Raw genomic sequence first — 15,459 nt, forward strand, 5'->3', positions numbered from 1 at the left:
ATTATGGCATAAAAACTATCTTTTTGCAATATCTTGCCTTTTGCTTCTTTGAGCTCTCGCTACCACAATTGTCACCGCTACAATGATAGATATACCAGCCAAAATAGCTAATACATAAGTGTATCCCGACAATAGATATATCAGAGCTAATGTCACACATACAGCACCCCAGGTCGTAATCAGTCGTTTGTTAAGCGCCAGTCCCACAACAACCATCAATGAGTGCTCTATTAGGAATAATATTTCCATAACGCTATCTCCCGCGAACGCCAGGATGAGAGTTGGCAGACTAAACACAGAGAGAGCCAGTACTAGATGTACTATCGTAGACTTATGAATATACCCCAACCAACGCCACGACAGCGCCGCCCCCGAAAGAATTGCCACTGACCACAAATATGGTATTGTGATAGCGTGAACGGGCAGGGATAGGTTTTTAACAGTAAATAAAACGCCGCACAAAATCAGGATCACACCTGAATCAAAATATAAAATATTCTTTTTAGGAACACCTTCGAACATCAAGGCTATACCGTTAATTATCCACACTAGCGCCGCCAGAATCACTGACGCCACAGCAGCGCTAACTGGTGTAGCAATAGACAATAAGACTACCGACCAGCCGATGGCGCTATAGAATGAAGAGTAATACCAACGACTCGATATCTTTCTGGTTCGCGCAGCAATAGCTAGACCGTAAAATACCGCAAAAACAATCAGGGCAACGACTGACATGAATTCGAGTGGAACAGTAAACCATTGAGCTATAAGGCAAAGTAACAACACTAGGCTCGGGTGTGCGGCTATTGTCATTATTCGCCAATCTCGTTTAGCAAGTACCGCCATATAAAGAGCTACTGTAGCTGCCAACCACCCCAATATCTTGCACGACAGATCATATGTTGCCGGTAGATTAATTATTGGAAGCGCTATCGCTGGAACTATAGCAGCACACAGCGTCATATCACCAATAATTGACGATTGTCTATTCATTAGCAACAGCCAGTACAAAGACCCAAAACCAACTAGACTCACCCATGTAGTAATTGCGAGATTGTCATTAAACGGTATATTCAACCAATGCAGGGATAATGAAACAAAGATGATTGTCGTAAGATATGCCCCGCCCAAATAAACCTCTCTACGACATCGGTAAAATGCATAGTATAGCGACACCACTAGCGGCAACCAAACTATCGGATGAATTGACGACAACACAACAACGATAGCTACGCCAATGATAGAATGCAATAATAACTCATGGTTTTTGATAACCGTGTTGTCATGACGATGATAAAGCCATTCTACTATTAATAGCGACGACACATTTATCCACGCCATTAAAATAGAGACGTTTTCACTAGACACCGCAAAACCTAAAGCTAGCAAAAATACTGACAACATTAAAGAAGTATGGACTCCAACTACAAATTCATAAACTTTTTCGCGCCATACAACCACACTCATAATGCCAGCGCCGATAGCTATCGCGCCCGATAGGCACATCAGGGCTTCCTCTGTCGCATAAGTGGCTATTATCGCTGAAGTAAACATTGCCATTAATAGCCAAGTTGACGCAGCGCCATACACTAAAGCAGCCTGACTTTTACTAATATTCGGACGCTTCAAAATTAGCAATCGGCAAATAACTGGCAGTGGCGTCATGAATAGAAAAATTAGATACTGTACGCGTGGTGCCATAGCTATATCAATATTGAATAGTGTTATACCAATCGGCACCAATAGAATCCCAGATATCACAACCATAATACCGAAGCGGACACGACGTAACAAAAAAAGGATTGCAAGACTAATCGCTGAAATAACACCAATAAAGATAAAAGCAACCATCATTCGTAGCGAATCTCCAGAACCGATCACGCCAAACAGAGCACTTAATGACACAACAAAACTAACCCACAATACTATTTCATGATGTCTATCGTACTGTTTCTGAATGTACATTGATATAGCGGACCAGATTATATTTCCAAGTGCCACTAACCCTAGAATCACGCTTACAACCAACTGATTATCATCAGATAAATACATTGCGAAACTAGTAGCCATCACCATTAACAATAAGCGAGCTGTTGTCAATTCATAAGTACGCATCTTTTTAGACTTCTCAACAAGAGCAACCGTAAAGTAATATGCAACGCTAGCAAATAACAGTACACTAATATCTAATGCACCCATATATGCCGACGAGCTAAGCGCGATAAACATCGTCATCGGCACGATAAACGGATTTACAACGTTTAACGGTTCGACGAACTGACGAGGAAAGCGACTAGAAAAATATGCAGCCACAGTCATCAAACATCCAAATAGCAGCATTACAACGTAATACCAGACCAGCTGCGCATGCACAACAGCCGGCAAACTAGTCGTCATCGTAAACATTGATAGTAGTGATACATAAGCAAGAGGTCTACTATTCAATCTCACTGTAGCATCAACACACAAAACAGCACCAATTACAGAGGTAATAAGCCAGCACCATGCGGGGTCAATACCTAAAAGTAAATTCATAGTCCAGCCGCCAATTGGTACAGCTGCCAAGGCGGTGCCAATAAGTGCCGTCGACGCAGATTTCAATATTGGCAAGCGAGCATACAATATCTGACCAATAATATAATAAATAAAAATAAACAACCACACCAACCCAAACCTGAGCTGTGCCGAAAGCTCAATCGTTTGCGCCAACAACAATATGCCAGCGGTCAATAATAATGACGCAGTATATAGCGCTACATTGATGGTAGTTTGACGATTTTTCTCTTTCTCTTTATTGCCAACTAACGGTACCTGCTCAGAGATTTGCACCTCTTTAGCGGGAATATTCACATTTTCTTCAATCGGTACAGCATCAGTAGGTGGCGCAACGTCAGGCTCTTGCTCTTCGCTACTAATTAGCACAAGGTCACTAAACTGCGGAACTGCCTTTTGATTCTCGGTAATAAGCCTCACTTGACCGTTGTCATTCTCAATTTTGGCGCGACCAGCCTGTGCATCACGCACGCCATCCCAATATCCCTGCCGATAATCTTCGGAATAATTAGACGGCTGGCTATCACCCCTCTGTAATAATTTTATTAGCTTAATTACTACAATAATAACTATTATCAGAAAAATTAATCCCATGCCTTCAATCCCTCTTATGTTAGCTTCAGTATAGCACAGGATTTTTTCTCGACAAATATACTAGGAAAACAATCCTCGTTTTTTCGTACCCTTAAATTGCTCCAAAAGCTCCTTCTGCTTTTTGGTCAATTTGGTTGGCGTATCAACAATAACACCCACAATATGCGGACCACGGGATTCACTATGTAGGTGCGGCACGCCATGACCTGACAACTTAAAGTCGGTGCCGCTCTGAGTGCCTGCTGGGATTTTCATCGTTATTACGCCATCCACAGTCTCCACATCAATCTCCGTTCCCAGTGCCGCATCAACCATAGAAATATGCTCTTCGCTAAGAATAATATTGCCTTCACGAGTGAATTTTTTATGCGCCTTAACGCGAATGTGGACATACAAATCACCTCTACTACCACCAGCAACTGCTTCTCCACGATCGCGCAGACGAATTGTCGCGCCATCATCAATTCCTGCCGGAATTTTAATAGTGATATCCTGATTCTGTCGGGTCGTGCCTTTTCCTCGACAAACTGAACATTCTTTTTCAGGAACTTTTCCCTTACCGTGACAAGTTTCACAAACAACCGCCTGCTGAATTTGCCCAAACAGCGAATTCATCGTTCGAGTTTGCTGACCCGCTCCCTTACAAGTTGGGCACGTTTTCATTCCAAACCCTGGCTCGGCGCCATCGCCATGACAATGCTCACATTCAACATCCAGCATTAAACTAATTCTCTTTTCTACACCAAATACCGCGTCCTCAAAACTCAATGTTACACTAGTTTCAACATCACGCCCACGCGAACGACCATTTCCAGCGCCACCAGCCGCATCACCGAAGAATTGGCTAAAAATATCACCTAGTCCACCGTCACCAAAATCAAAGTGAACGTTTTGACCGCCGAATCCACCAAATCCTTCAAACGGATTACCGGAAAAACCGCCGCCAGAAGAACCACCCACACCAGCATGACCAAATTGATCATAACGCTGTCGCTTCTGCTTGTCTTTCAGAACCTCATAAGCCTCATTGATTTCCTTAAATTTAGCCTCGTCACCACCCTGTTTATCGGGATGGTATTTAATTGCTAATTTACGAAAAGCCTTTTTTATCTCATCTTCAGAAGCGGTCTTTGGAACGCCCAATATTTCATAATAATCACGCTTACTCATACCTTATATATTATACGCGTTTAGCACTCTCAGTGCAAGAGTGCTAAGTCCAAAAAAGGCCACTCTTTTTATCGAGCAGCCTTCTTTGTAAAGACGTTAAGTTTATTTTTCGTCGACAATTTCGCCTTCGACCGGCTCATCTTTATCAGACTTTTTGTCGCCAGCTTCGTCAGCTTTTTTATCGTCGGCTGATTGTTGATACATCTTAGCCCCAATTGGCATAATCGCATCATTCAAGGCTTTAATTGCAGCGTCCAATTCGTCCTTATCTTCAGAATCTTTGTGCTTTTCAGCCTCTTCGACAGCCTTTTCAATCGCTTGCTTGTCGTCGTCAGAAATCTTATCTTTGAATTCGTCCGGCATTTTCTTTGCCTGATAAATAGCGTTTTCAAGCTGATTCTTCGTATCGACAGTTTCGCGTTTTTTCTTATCTTCGTCCGCGTGAAGTTCGGCTTCTTTTTGCGCCTTCTCAATATCTTCCTTGCTCATATTGCCAGAGTTTTGAATAGTGATTGATTGCTCTTTGCCTGTTCCCTTGTCTTTAGCCGTAACATTAAGAATACCGTTGGCGTCAATGTTAAAGGTCACTTCAATTTGAGGCACACCGCGCGGTGCTGGCGCAATACCGTCAAGCACAAAACGACCCAAACTTTTATTATCATTGGCAAATTCGCGCTCACCCTGAAGAACGTGAATTTCCACCTGAGGCTGGTTATCCGCAGCCGTCGAGAAAACTTCACTCTTGCTTGTTGGAATCGTCGTATTTCGGTCAATCAACTTCGTCGATACGCCGCCCATCGTCTCAATTCCAAGAGAAAGCGGAGTCACATCCAGAAGCAACACATCCTTAACATCACCAGCCAAGACACCACCTTGAATTGCGGCACCAACAGCCACAACCTCATCTGGGTTCACGCCTTGCATTGGATCTTTTCCAAAGAAATTCTTTACGCGCTCGACCACAGCTGGCATACGAGTCATTCCACCAACCATAACTACATTGTTAATATCGGACTTAGAAAGCTTGGCGTCCTTCAAAGCCTTTTCTACTGGACCATCCAAGCGATCCAATAAATCCTTAACCAAATCTTCCAACTTGGCACGACTCAAGCTCATCTCAAAGTGCTTTGGACCGTCAGCATCGGCGGTAATAAATGGAATGTTGACTTCATATTCCGTAACCGTCGACAATTCTTTCTTTGCCTTTTCAGCCTCATCCTTCAGGCGTTGCATCGCTGCATTATCTTTACGAAGATCAATTCCTTCCTTCGACTTGAAGTCGTCCAAGAAGTAATTGACAATAGCGTTGTCGAAATCCTCACCGCCAAGGTGTGTGTCGCCATTAGTTGCTTTAACCTCAAATACACCGTCGCCTAGCTCCAGCACCGACACGTCAAACGTACCGCCACCAAGGTCGAATACTACGATAGTTTCGTCGTTTTTACCCTTTTCTAGGCCGTACGCCAAAGCTGCAGCTGTTGGTTCGTTGATAATACGCTTAACTTCCAATCCAGCAATTTTACCAGCATCCTTAGTCGCTTGGCGCTGTGAATCGTCAAAGTACGCTGGCACCGTAATCACCGCTTCCGTTACTTTTTCACCCAAGAAAGCCTCGGCGTCAGCCTTGATTTTACTAAGAATCATTGCTGAAACTTCTTCTGGCGTGTATTCCTTATCGCCCATTTCGACTGCCACACCAGTACCTTTTTTAACAATCTTGTACGGCATGATATCCAAGTCTTTTTGCACTTCCTTATCGTCAAACTTACGACCAATCAAACGCTTAACGCCGTAAATCGTGTTTTTTGGGTTTGTTACACGCTGACGCTGAGCAACTTGACCGACAAGTCGTTCGCCCTTTTTATTGACCGCAACTACAGACGGTGTAGTACGATTGCCTTCAGCATTAGAAATAACCTCTGGTTTTCCAGCTAACATATACGCAAATGCGCTGTTGGTTGTACCAAGGTCAATACCAATAATTTTACCCATATGATTCCCCTTTCTGCTATGATCACATCTGGTCTATATCTTATATTCATTCTAGCACTCTTTCGTGGCGAGTGCCAACTATCTCAGTATAAATAATTAGCACTCTCATGTCAAGAGTGCTAATCGCTATTTTTTCGCAATCACATTACTTACGAGCAACTTTTACCATTGCGTCGCGAATAACTGAGCCGTTCAAAGTATAACCAGCGCGAAGCTCCTCGACAATAACTTCCTTATCGCCATCCGTCGATTCGTCAAATTGAACAGCCTGATGAAATTCAGGATTAAATAGAGTGCCAGGTTTGGCGTCAATTTTCTCCAAACCAATCTCCTTCAATTGCTTGTCAAGTTGCTTGCTCAGACCAGCCACGCCCTTAACCCACGCATTATCTTGAATCTCCTCTGGGACGTTGGCAACAGCCCGCTCAATCGTATCAACAACTGGCAATAATTTCATCACCGACTTAGTTTGACCCAACTCGTGCGCTGATTGCTTTTCTGCATCCACGCGCTTACGATAATTCTCAAAATCCGCTCGAGTTCGCTGCAGATCCGACGTCAGCTCAGCAATTTCTTTCTCTAAATCTTCAGCTTTTTTATTCTTCGTCATTTTTCCTCCTTTTAGCCACTACAAGACTTCTTCCAGCATCGCGCCCGTACGACGCACCAGCTCCATCGTTCGACGATAATTTTGTCGCGTCGGACCAATCACACCGATGTAATTATCGCCACCAGACGATGACTTAAATTTACTTATAATCAACGTAGCTCCACTACTTTTACCAATTGGGTTTTCGCTACCAATAAACACATTTAGCGGTTCGTCCGGTGCCGCTTCGCGCAGCCACGGTTCGATATTGTCAATCAATTTAGCAACCGCCTGAACGTGATCGCCATCACCAAACTCTGGTTGACTAAAGAGCTGAGTCATTCCGTTCATATATAAACTCGAACCAAACGACGCAAAACCAAAATTGCCAGTCATTTCCACCAAACCATCAACTGCTCGACGAATCGCTTTGTCTGAAGTATCAACATTTGAATTGACGTGCGCCTCAATTGCCTTCGTGCTGCTATCAATACCGCTCGGCAATTCCGTCATTTGCGCCGCCGTGATTCCATTGACATAAAAACGATATCCCTTATCTGTCGGAATTCGACCTGCGCTCGTGTGAGGCGCCTCAATAAATCCCATCTCCTCAAGTTTTGCCATTTCACTGCGAATCGTGGCGCTACTCACACCAAACAGTTTGGCTAGCGTTACACTACCAACTGGCGCCGCAATTTCAGCGTACTGTTCGATAATAGCGACAAGGATTGCTTGTTGACGTTCGGTCATAGTCCAATTATATCGCAAATCTAGCACTCATACAAGCAGAGTGCCAAGCCTTATCGTCTTTCCGTAAAGTAGCGCGCTGCATCTGAAGAGAACAACATCATGATCATAATATGCACGCCAATTGAGATCAAAAGCAGCATAATCGACGCATTAATTCGCCCAATTGTCACGGATAAAGATTCGGTGACAATAGCTAATGTCGCTACAGAAAGTAGTGAGATTCGCGCCCGGCTACTTCCTCGAAGTAGCAGTCCAACCAGCACGATTTCCGCCACGACCAACAGCACATTAAAGCCGGCCATCATCGATAACATGGTATTCGCGGCATTTATATCAATTCCGTCAATATTCGCAACCTGCACCAAAGTCGTCGGCCAACTAGAAAAGTCCACCAACATTTGCCCAATTGTGAATAACGACGCCAGAATCATTAATCCGCCGCCAATTAAAATCTGCGGTGGTCGGCGACTCCAAAGCTCTTCCAGTAAAGTTTCGTGATTTCGCGGATGACGATCATAAATTGTGCCATCCATAATCACCCCGAGCCGCGTTGAAGCCGTGACATTATCGTCAGCCTTTATTCGACCAACTCCCAAAATTGGCAAATCGCCATCAGTGCGGATAGAATCTCCAAGACCATTGCGCGAATGATAGCCCGTTGAAAAATCCTTTAATATCGTCACTCTAACATTTTTATTGTTACTTTTAACCGACTCAATGATATAATCTCGTTCAATATCAATATTCTCGTCAATTTTATGCGTGAACTGGAAAGTAAACAAAGAAAAGCCAACGCTCTTATCGTATGTACCAGCCGCCAACCAATCAACTCGATGACCGCCAGGAAGAAGCCAGCCAGTTGGGCATCGCCAAAACCTAACATGATGACGACGCCTTGGATTGCCGTCAACTTCCTGCTGATAAGCAAAGTCCTGCCGTCTACCAAACAAAAATGCGGGCGACACCGGTGCATTTGGATAACTACGACCACTCAGCACCGTAAGCACCATTTTCCAAGCCGACCTTGGAGTTATGTCATCCGCCAAAACCCAGCCAGCCTCAGTCATTGCCTTATGGAGCTTTTCTTCTGAACCACGCACGCTCAAATTGACAGGGTCGCTTAATACTCCGTCCGCCGTTCGCGTCCTGCCAATAAAATAATTCGGTACGTACATATTGCTCAAAATTCGATGAAGCCTAGGCAACGCCAAATATGCCACAATTATCCACACAACAAAGAACAAGCCAACCAGCCACCAGCCGCCCGTCGCCCAACCTTCTCTAAGTACCAACCATGCCAACCAAAACGATGCCAGACCTGCAAAGATAAAAAAGGATTGGTCTAACAATGTAGTCAAGGTCTTCGAGGAGCGATCTTGCCTGGCTGCTATTTTTTTTGGAGTTTTTACTGAACTCATAGATTAATTATATCATTGAGGAGATTTCGAGCTATCAAACGCGCCTCGTCATCTTGACGCTTAAACACGTCGCCGCGCAAAATAATTTCCTCAGTCACTCGAATTGCTCGCTCCAAATCGTCATTGATAATCACGTGATAATACGGAACTTCAAGCGCGTAAGCCAACTCTTTTATCGCCGAGGCGTGACGCTTTGGCCACTCCGCTTGAAAATCTTCTTCGGTTGCGTAACGCTTTTTTAATCGCTCAATCCAAGTTTGGCTATTTGGCGGCACAATGAAAATCGCAATGCTATCTGGCGCCAGTCGCTCATATTCCTCCACGCCCTGAACGTCAATGTCAGTAATTGCCACGCGGTTCTGGTCATGCGCTAATTTCAACTCAGCCACCGACGTCCCATAAACTGTACCGTGAACAAACTTCGCCTCGATAAATTCATTATTTTGTAGCATATTTTCGGCAGTTCGCGAATCAATAAAGTGATAATCAATTCCATCTTGCTCGGCGCATCCGTTATTTGTGCGTGGCGAACGCGTAGTATGAGAAACGATATCGCGAAACCCTGGCGACTTCAATAATTGTTTTTTTATCGTGTCTTTGCCCGCACCAGAAATTCCCGCGAGCAGCGCAATTTTCGTACTTTTAACCAACTCAATTGTTGATTCAGTTGGCTGATAATTTGTAATAAGATCTTCAATACTTGGCATAATATCTACCTATAATAACTCATCAAGTACAGATTGCCAATTGGGAAATTCAGAACTTCCAAAACGAATAAGCCGACCAGAAAACTCGCCCGCATCATTCGCCGTCCGATCGTCAATCAAAATATCGCCTCGACTCAAATTCTTTGCTGACGAAAAAATAACCTTACGAAAGAAAATATTATCCGAACCTTCGCCACCAAAATACTTTTTCACCCACGCCAACTTATCTCCCAAAGCCGTCGGATTTTCCCACGGAGAAGAAGATAAAATGTATAAATCGTATTTGTCTTTCAGGGCGTAAACCGCCTCGATAGCTCCAGGCACGGGTTCCATTAAAGAAAAAATTCCTGGAATATTATCGTGATGACCAGCAAACTCATCAATCAACTCGGGCGATATTTTTGTTAAAGCAGATTTGAAATCCGCCAAAACGCCATCCATATCAATATAAACAATGAGTTTTTTCATAGTTAATCCCTTTTTAGCATCACCATAAATGCTTCGCTCGGTATGTCAACTTTACCAAAGCGCTTCATTCGTTTTTTACCGCGCGCTTGCTTGGCGAGAAGCTTCTTTTTACGACTGACATCGCCGCCGTAAAGATAGCCCGTAACGTCTTTTCGATAAGCGCCGATATTTTCCCTGGCAATAAACTTACCGCCAATTGCCGCTTGCAATGAAACTTCAAAACTCTGGCGCGGCACGACTTCTTTCAACTTCTTAACAATCTCGCGCCCCAAATGCTGCGATTCCGACCGATGGCACATTACGCTCAACGAATCAACCATTTCGCCCGCCACATAAAAATCGACACGCACCAAATCTTCCACTTGATAATCCGCCAACTCATAATTAAACGAACCGTAGCCGCTGGTAATAGATTTCAATTGGTCATAAAAATCCGTCAACAAATTCGCAAGTGGCGCCGCGAATGAAATCAGCGCCCGCTCGTCAATGTAACTCAGGTTTTTCTGGCGGCCACGCTTGCTCACAATCAACTGAATCACCGCACCGATGTAATCCTGCGACACAACAATTTCACCGTCAATCCACGGCTCGCGAATCTCTTTTATCTGCGCTGGGTCGGGCAATTCGCTGGCGGATTTAATATCCAGCTCCTCGCCATTCGTCAAACTAACTTGATAATCAGTACTCGGATTGGTCACAATCAAATCCAAATTATATTCACGCTCTAGTCGCTCGCGAATGATGTCCATATGAAGCAGACCCAAAAATCCAATTCGCACACCATAGCCCAGAACCGGCGAATTTTCCGGCTCGAATTGCAGCGCCGAATCGCTGAGGCTCAACTTTTCAATTGCCTCTTTCAGGTCATTATAGTCTTCATTGGACACTGGGAAAAACCCCGCATAAACGAAGGGCTTGACTTCTTTGTAGCCGGGTAGAGGGTGGACGGTAATTTTTTTGGTCATAACTATTTGTTATTATATCAGCTCAATGTTTTTATATAAACGCACAGTAAATCGCTCCTTGCATGCCTACTTATTCTCAGCAAATTATTCCTTACACACTGAGGTCTAACCTATAACTGCTCAAAAATCTTATGAGCTTGATTCTTGCCAATAGCCTGAACCAGTTCAGCGTAACTCATCCACCGACCGTGCTTAGCTTTGTCGCGACGATAGTCCTTCTCATCGGTAATATCGCCCTTAACTATTGCATCAACATTACGCCAAGCAATCCAAGGCATGTTATCGCTCAAAAAGCTATAATCTAGATGAACATAATTTTCGTTGATCAGTTTATAGTCTGACGATGAAAATCCGCGCGCATACAACTCGCGGAGAATAACGTCTGCTAGTTCAGCAAAGTTGTCAGCAGTGACACACAAAAAGTCATCGTATTCTTCACCAAGTTCGTATGATCGTCCATTCATAAAAACACAATACAAATCATCGTCGACAATTTTCTCATCCAACCACACACGACGATCGCGTGTTATCGGAATTACGCGACATCTAATCTTCTCTGTAAAGTTTTTGAAGTTACTCATAATTGCCAACAACAGATATATCAATACCTATTTCGTGCATTTTATTACATCTGCGCTTTTCAATACAGTATATACTATTTCCACTGTCGCGTCTGGTTGATCTTGTGCTTCTCAAAATACACTTCCGCCAAATTGACGTCAAACCGATTTGCCAATTCCATCAAATAGTTCAGTACGTCCGCAAACTCCTCGCGCAGATTGTCGTGGTTATCAGGTCTTTTTTCTCCCTTAAATCCTGTCTCTTTGCGAATCGCCTTCGCCAGCTCGCCAACTTCCTCGGCTAACAATAAGAATACTTCAGTGACAGAATTTTTATCCCAACCTTTCTCCTTACAAGTTTGATCGAGGTGTTTTTGTAATTCAGTTAAGCTTATTGTTTGTGGATTCATGGTTTTTCCTTCTTTAATCTTAATTAACTTACACTTGATGAAATATAAACATAGCAGGAAGCAAGAATCTGCTCGCTATCCAATCCTATTTTTAATTACTATTATACTCTGATTTATCAAACAATATATCACTTTGGTTAAATATTTTTTCCTGTGATAGTCCAAAATCTCTACCAGCAACTTTTTTATGAAGTTGCTGGTTTTGTTTATATAACTTTTATAAAGAAGTAATAAAAGTTAAACCGCCTAATATCACTCCCGCTGCATTGGGAATGATGAGGATCCAGTCTTTTTTAGGTTCTTTTGTCCAACCATAGATTACCCAAATTAAACAAGAAACTGCTGCGAATAGTGGTTGGAATGGTTGAGCTTTTTCTCCTTGTAGGTTAGCGATAATTTGTGGAATATATGCAATAAAGACAAGGATCCCAATAAAAGCTCCAATAGATCCGACAAAGCGATTAATTTTTTGTTTAGACATATAATACCTCATGAGGTTTTATTATATTATAAAGGAAAAGATGCTGTCAATAATTTTGTGTAAACACTCTAGTAGAGTCTTCAAACAAAGTAACTAAGTAACGTTCCAGAGCCTCCTCGTTAGGAAAAAGAACCTTCTATTTCGTTTGACGTTTGATTTCTTTATTAAGAGACTTAATGAGTTTTGTCGAATAAATGCTATGCCAAATCTGGTAAGGAAACTGATTTCAGCAATCATACGCGTCAATACTACGAACCAACGCCAAAAAAATTCAGTTAAGCTTATTGTTTGTAGATTCGTGGTTTCCCTTTTTAATCTTAATTAAAATATCTCCCCAGTGTTACCGTATCGCCAACCCGCGCCTCGCGTGTCGTTTTCAGGTTCGTCACAATATAGCCAATTTCGCCAGTTTCAAGCGAAGGGTCGGGTTGCATGGCTGGGTTAAGATGACCGACTTCCAGAGCTAGTCCATCTGCGCCAGTCGCCATCATTCGGATAGATTCGCCCTTTTTAATTCGCCCGTCAACCACCCGCACGTATAAAATCACGCCACGATAATCGTCATAATAGCTATCAAAAATCAACGCCCTAGTCGGACCATCAGCATCGCCAGTTGGTGCCGGAATTTTATCAACAACCGCATCCAAAACCTTATCTACGTTTTGACCAGTTTTAGCAGAAATATGAATAATCTCGCTCTCGTCGCAGCCCAACAAATTAATGACTTGCCTGGATACGCGCGGTATATCGGCGGCTGGCAAATCAACCTTATTCAAGACCGGAATAATCGTCAAATCCTGCTCCATTGCCAGGTAAACATTCGACAATGTTTGCGCCTGAATTCCTTGACTAGCATCAACCACCAATATCGCGCCCTCGCAAGCCTGCAAGCTACGCGAAACTTCATAACTAAAATCAACATGCCCCGGAGTGTCAATCAAATTCAGATCGACATTTTTATATCGCATTCGCACCGGCGCCAACTTAATAGTAATGCCTTTTTCTCGCTCCAAATCCATCGAATCCAGCAACTGCGATTTCATCTCGCGCTTTTCTACCGTCCCAGTCATCTCCATCATTCGATCAGCCAGCGTAGACTTGCCGTGATCAATATGAGCAATAATACAAAAATTCCGAATATTTTCCATTAGCCCTTAAACTCCAATCGTCCAAATAACACTTTCTTCAATCGCGCAAGAATCGGGTCAATTTCCGGCAATTTTAGCCACTTCGAAGCCGCGGCATACGCGCCAAAACTAACCAATGAAATGATAACGAATTTCGGAAAAGCGCTAAAGAAGCTGTCGTCATGATAACGAAATGGCAAAACCAACACACCAATATAACAAACTACACCCGTAATAATTCCAGCGAGTATCATCTTAAAAATTGCTCGCACAAACGTCATGTCGAATAATTTTGGCATTTGACGATTCATAACCGCCAAAAGAACAACCACTTCCAAAACTGCCACTGTCGATTGAGCCCAGGCCAATCCATATGCGCCCATTTTCAAAACCATCGACAGAACAATTGCTAAGATGATGTTCAAAGTAATCGAGAAAATTGAAATGTACAGCGGAGTTTTCGTGTCTTGGCGGGCGTAAAATGCTCGCGCGGCCATGTGATAAATAGTTCGGAATAAAATCGCCACGACCAGGCAGCCCAAAATTCCAGCAATCAGCTGATCACCACCGTTACTAATAAAGTGCACAACGTATCCCCTGGTAAAGAAAATCACCACCGACATCGGAAGTGCCATCCAAAAAATAATTCTCAGCAGGGAACGCAGGTCTTTTTGAAATAGATCATTTCGACCTTCGCCCAAATGCTCAGTTAATTGCGGAAAGGCGGCATTTGAAATCGCCACACCAATAAGATTGATCGGCATCATATGAAGAGTCAAAGCCTGTTGGTACGCCCTAACCGTTCCGTCAGCCAAGCGCGAAGCCAAATTGACCTCAACCAAGCTAACCACATAATCCATTCCTTGATCGACAGAACGCGCCGGCAATAAAGATAAAACTTTCCTAAATCCCTTATTTCGCCAATAGATTTTGAAATTGTAATCAAACCCAAGCCCAGCCAAACCGACCGCACTGACGATCAATTGTAAAAATGATCCCAAAACCACACCCAATGCTACACCCATAATGCCGCCGTCAAAAATCTGCCAGCCGAATAAATTGACGCCGCCGGTAAACCACACCGTACCAATAATAATACCGACGTTATACAGCATTGGCGCCAGCGCGCAGAACATAAATCGACCAACCGCTTGCTGAATACTAGCAATCACCGCCGCAACCGCAAAGATAAACGGGTTAACCGCGATTACCTGCATCATACTGACCGCCAAAGCATGACCAGACTCACTCAGGCCAGGCGCGATTAAGTACTTCATCAACGGATCAGCGAAAATAATAATCAACACCGACGCCGCCATGGTTATTAGCGCCATAAAATTGATCATGCTAGAGCTAATTTGCCAAGCCGACTGCTTATTGCCCTTGACCCAGCGCTCATTAAAAACTGGAATGAACGTCACACTAAGCGCACCAGAAACCAGCACTGCAAACATAAAATCTGGCACCATGAAAGCCGCCGTATAAGCGTCTAGTCCAACCGGGTATCCCGCCGATACTCCATTTTTACTTGGCATGTAGGCAGAGTTAAGTAGACGATCACGGAAAAATCCCAGCAAGCTCGACAGCAACGTCGAGCTTGCCATAATCGTAGCAGCCAATTTAACATTAAGCCGCTGATTTATTTTCGTAACTGTACTACGAACGCGCCCCATAG

Annotated in this window: 13 protein-coding genes and 2 pseudogenes; all 15 read right to left on the reverse strand. The window is 43.5% G+C overall.

The window, feature by feature from the left end; genetic code table 11:
- Nucleotides 1-15 precede the first annotated feature (15 nt).
- On the reverse strand, nucleotides 16-3,147 hold the full coding sequence (locus tag AACH20_RS02175) for a hypothetical protein (protein WP_338503715.1): 3,132 nt from the start codon (nucleotides 3,145-3,147) through the stop codon (nucleotides 16-18).
- Nucleotides 3,148-3,207: 60 nt separating this feature from the next.
- On the reverse strand, nucleotides 3,208-4,317 hold the full coding sequence (gene dnaJ, locus AACH20_RS02180; RefSeq protein ID WP_338503717.1) for a molecular chaperone DnaJ: 1,110 nt from the start codon (nucleotides 4,315-4,317) through the stop codon (nucleotides 3,208-3,210).
- 102 nt (nucleotides 4,318-4,419) lie between these two features.
- The gene (dnaK, locus tag AACH20_RS02185) at nucleotides 4,420-6,309 is read right to left on the reverse strand and encodes a molecular chaperone DnaK (protein WP_243822590.1); all 1,890 of its coding nucleotides are present in this window, start codon (nucleotides 6,307-6,309) and stop codon (nucleotides 4,420-4,422) included.
- Nucleotides 6,310-6,454: 145 nt separating this feature from the next.
- On the reverse strand, nucleotides 6,455-6,919 hold the full coding sequence (locus AACH20_RS02190; protein ID WP_338503721.1) for a nucleotide exchange factor GrpE: 465 nt from the start codon (nucleotides 6,917-6,919) through the stop codon (nucleotides 6,455-6,457).
- Nucleotides 6,920-6,937: 18 nt separating this feature from the next.
- Complete coding sequence (locus AACH20_RS02195; RefSeq protein WP_129631658.1) at nucleotides 6,938-7,648, reverse strand: transcriptional regulator; 711 nt, start codon at nucleotides 7,646-7,648, stop codon at nucleotides 6,938-6,940.
- A gap of 50 nt (nucleotides 7,649-7,698) precedes the next feature.
- Nucleotides 7,699-9,066 carry an LssY C-terminal domain-containing protein gene (locus AACH20_RS02200; protein ID WP_338503724.1) on the reverse strand — a complete coding sequence of 456 codons (1,368 nt, stop codon included), beginning with the start codon at nucleotides 9,064-9,066 and terminating at the stop codon, nucleotides 7,699-7,701.
- Nucleotides 9,063-9,773, reverse strand: a complete 711-nt coding sequence (locus AACH20_RS02205) for a guanylate kinase (RefSeq protein WP_338503726.1) — start codon at nucleotides 9,771-9,773, stop codon at nucleotides 9,063-9,065. The genes AACH20_RS02200 and AACH20_RS02205 overlap by 4 nt, the downstream gene beginning before the upstream one ends.
- Nucleotides 9,774-9,782: 9 nt before the next feature.
- Entirely contained in the window at nucleotides 9,783-10,241 is a 459-nt protein-coding gene (locus tag AACH20_RS02210; protein ID WP_338503729.1) for a 5' nucleotidase, NT5C type, read from the reverse strand.
- 2 nt (nucleotides 10,242-10,243) lie between these two features.
- Nucleotides 10,244-11,206 (reverse strand): GTP-binding protein LepA, encoded by a 963-nt coding sequence (locus tag AACH20_RS02215; RefSeq protein ID WP_338503732.1) that lies wholly within the window; start codon nucleotides 11,204-11,206, stop codon nucleotides 10,244-10,246.
- A gap of 110 nt (nucleotides 11,207-11,316) precedes the next feature.
- The gene (locus tag AACH20_RS02220) at nucleotides 11,317-11,787 is read right to left on the reverse strand and encodes a hypothetical protein (protein WP_338503734.1); all 471 of its coding nucleotides are present in this window, start codon (nucleotides 11,785-11,787) and stop codon (nucleotides 11,317-11,319) included.
- A 74-nt stretch (nucleotides 11,788-11,861) separates the two neighbouring features.
- A complete protein-coding gene (locus tag AACH20_RS02225; RefSeq protein WP_243813177.1) occupies nucleotides 11,862-12,176 on the reverse strand; it encodes a dUTP diphosphatase in 315 nt (104 codons plus the stop codon).
- Nucleotides 12,177-12,393: 217 nt separating this feature from the next.
- On the reverse strand, nucleotides 12,394-12,657 hold the full coding sequence (locus AACH20_RS02230; protein WP_061582780.1) for a SemiSWEET family transporter: 264 nt from the start codon (nucleotides 12,655-12,657) through the stop codon (nucleotides 12,394-12,396).
- A gap of 46 nt (nucleotides 12,658-12,703) precedes the next feature.
- Nucleotides 12,704-12,880 (reverse strand): annotated as a pseudogene (locus AACH20_RS02235) (transposase); the annotation flags it as partial.
- A gap of 115 nt (nucleotides 12,881-12,995) precedes the next feature.
- Nucleotides 12,996-13,805: pseudogene (locus AACH20_RS02240) on the reverse strand (GTP-binding protein); the annotation flags it as partial.
- The gene (murJ, locus tag AACH20_RS02245; RefSeq protein WP_338503737.1) at nucleotides 13,805-15,457 is read right to left on the reverse strand and encodes a murein biosynthesis integral membrane protein MurJ; all 1,653 of its coding nucleotides are present in this window, start codon (nucleotides 15,455-15,457) and stop codon (nucleotides 13,805-13,807) included. The gene murJ and the pseudogene AACH20_RS02240, both read right to left, overlap by 1 nt.
- Between the last annotated feature and the right edge of the window lie 2 nt (nucleotides 15,458-15,459).

Source organism: Candidatus Minimicrobia sp. QA0096 (assembly GCF_963967315.1).
GTDB lineage: Bacteria > Patescibacteriota > Saccharimonadia > Saccharimonadales > Saccharimonadaceae > Nanosynbacter.

What these genes read in the sequence shown, in the direction of transcription:
- AACH20_RS02175 (WP_338503715.1), bottom strand. Translation starts at nt 3,147, where the DNA reads ATGGGATTAATTTTTCTGATAATAGTTATTATTGTAGTAATTAAGCTA.
- dnaJ (WP_338503717.1), bottom strand. Translation starts at nt 4,317, where the DNA reads ATGAGTAAGCGTGATTATTATGAAATATTGGGCGTTCCAAAGACCGCT.
- dnaK (WP_243822590.1), bottom strand. Translation starts at nt 6,309, where the DNA reads ATGGGTAAAATTATTGGTATTGACCTTGGTACAACCAACAGCGCATTT.
- AACH20_RS02190 (WP_338503721.1), bottom strand. Translation starts at nt 6,919, where the DNA reads ATGACGAAGAATAAAAAAGCTGAAGATTTAGAGAAAGAAATTGCTGAG.
- AACH20_RS02195 (WP_129631658.1), bottom strand. Translation starts at nt 7,648, where the DNA reads ATGACCGAACGTCAACAAGCAATCCTTGTCGCTATTATCGAACAGTAC.
- AACH20_RS02200 (WP_338503724.1), bottom strand. Translation starts at nt 9,066, where the DNA reads ATGAGTTCAGTAAAAACTCCAAAAAAAATAGCAGCCAGGCAAGATCGC.
- AACH20_RS02205 (WP_338503726.1), bottom strand. Translation starts at nt 9,773, where the DNA reads ATGCCAAGTATTGAAGATCTTATTACAAATTATCAGCCAACTGAATCA.
- AACH20_RS02210 (WP_338503729.1), bottom strand. Translation starts at nt 10,241, where the DNA reads ATGAAAAAACTCATTGTTTATATTGATATGGATGGCGTTTTGGCGGAT.
- AACH20_RS02215 (WP_338503732.1), bottom strand. Translation starts at nt 11,206, where the DNA reads ATGACCAAAAAAATTACCGTCCACCCTCTACCCGGCTACAAAGAAGTC.
- AACH20_RS02220 (WP_338503734.1), bottom strand. Translation starts at nt 11,787, where the DNA reads ATGAGTAACTTCAAAAACTTTACAGAGAAGATTAGATGTCGCGTAATT.
- AACH20_RS02225 (WP_243813177.1), bottom strand. Translation starts at nt 12,176, where the DNA reads ATGAATCCACAAACAATAAGCTTAACTGAATTACAAAAACACCTCGAT.
- AACH20_RS02230 (WP_061582780.1), bottom strand. Translation starts at nt 12,657, where the DNA reads ATGTCTAAACAAAAAATTAATCGCTTTGTCGGATCTATTGGAGCTTTT.
- murJ (WP_338503737.1), bottom strand. Translation starts at nt 15,457, where the DNA reads ATGGGGCGCGTTCGTAGTACAGTTACGAAAATAAATCAGCGGCTTAAT.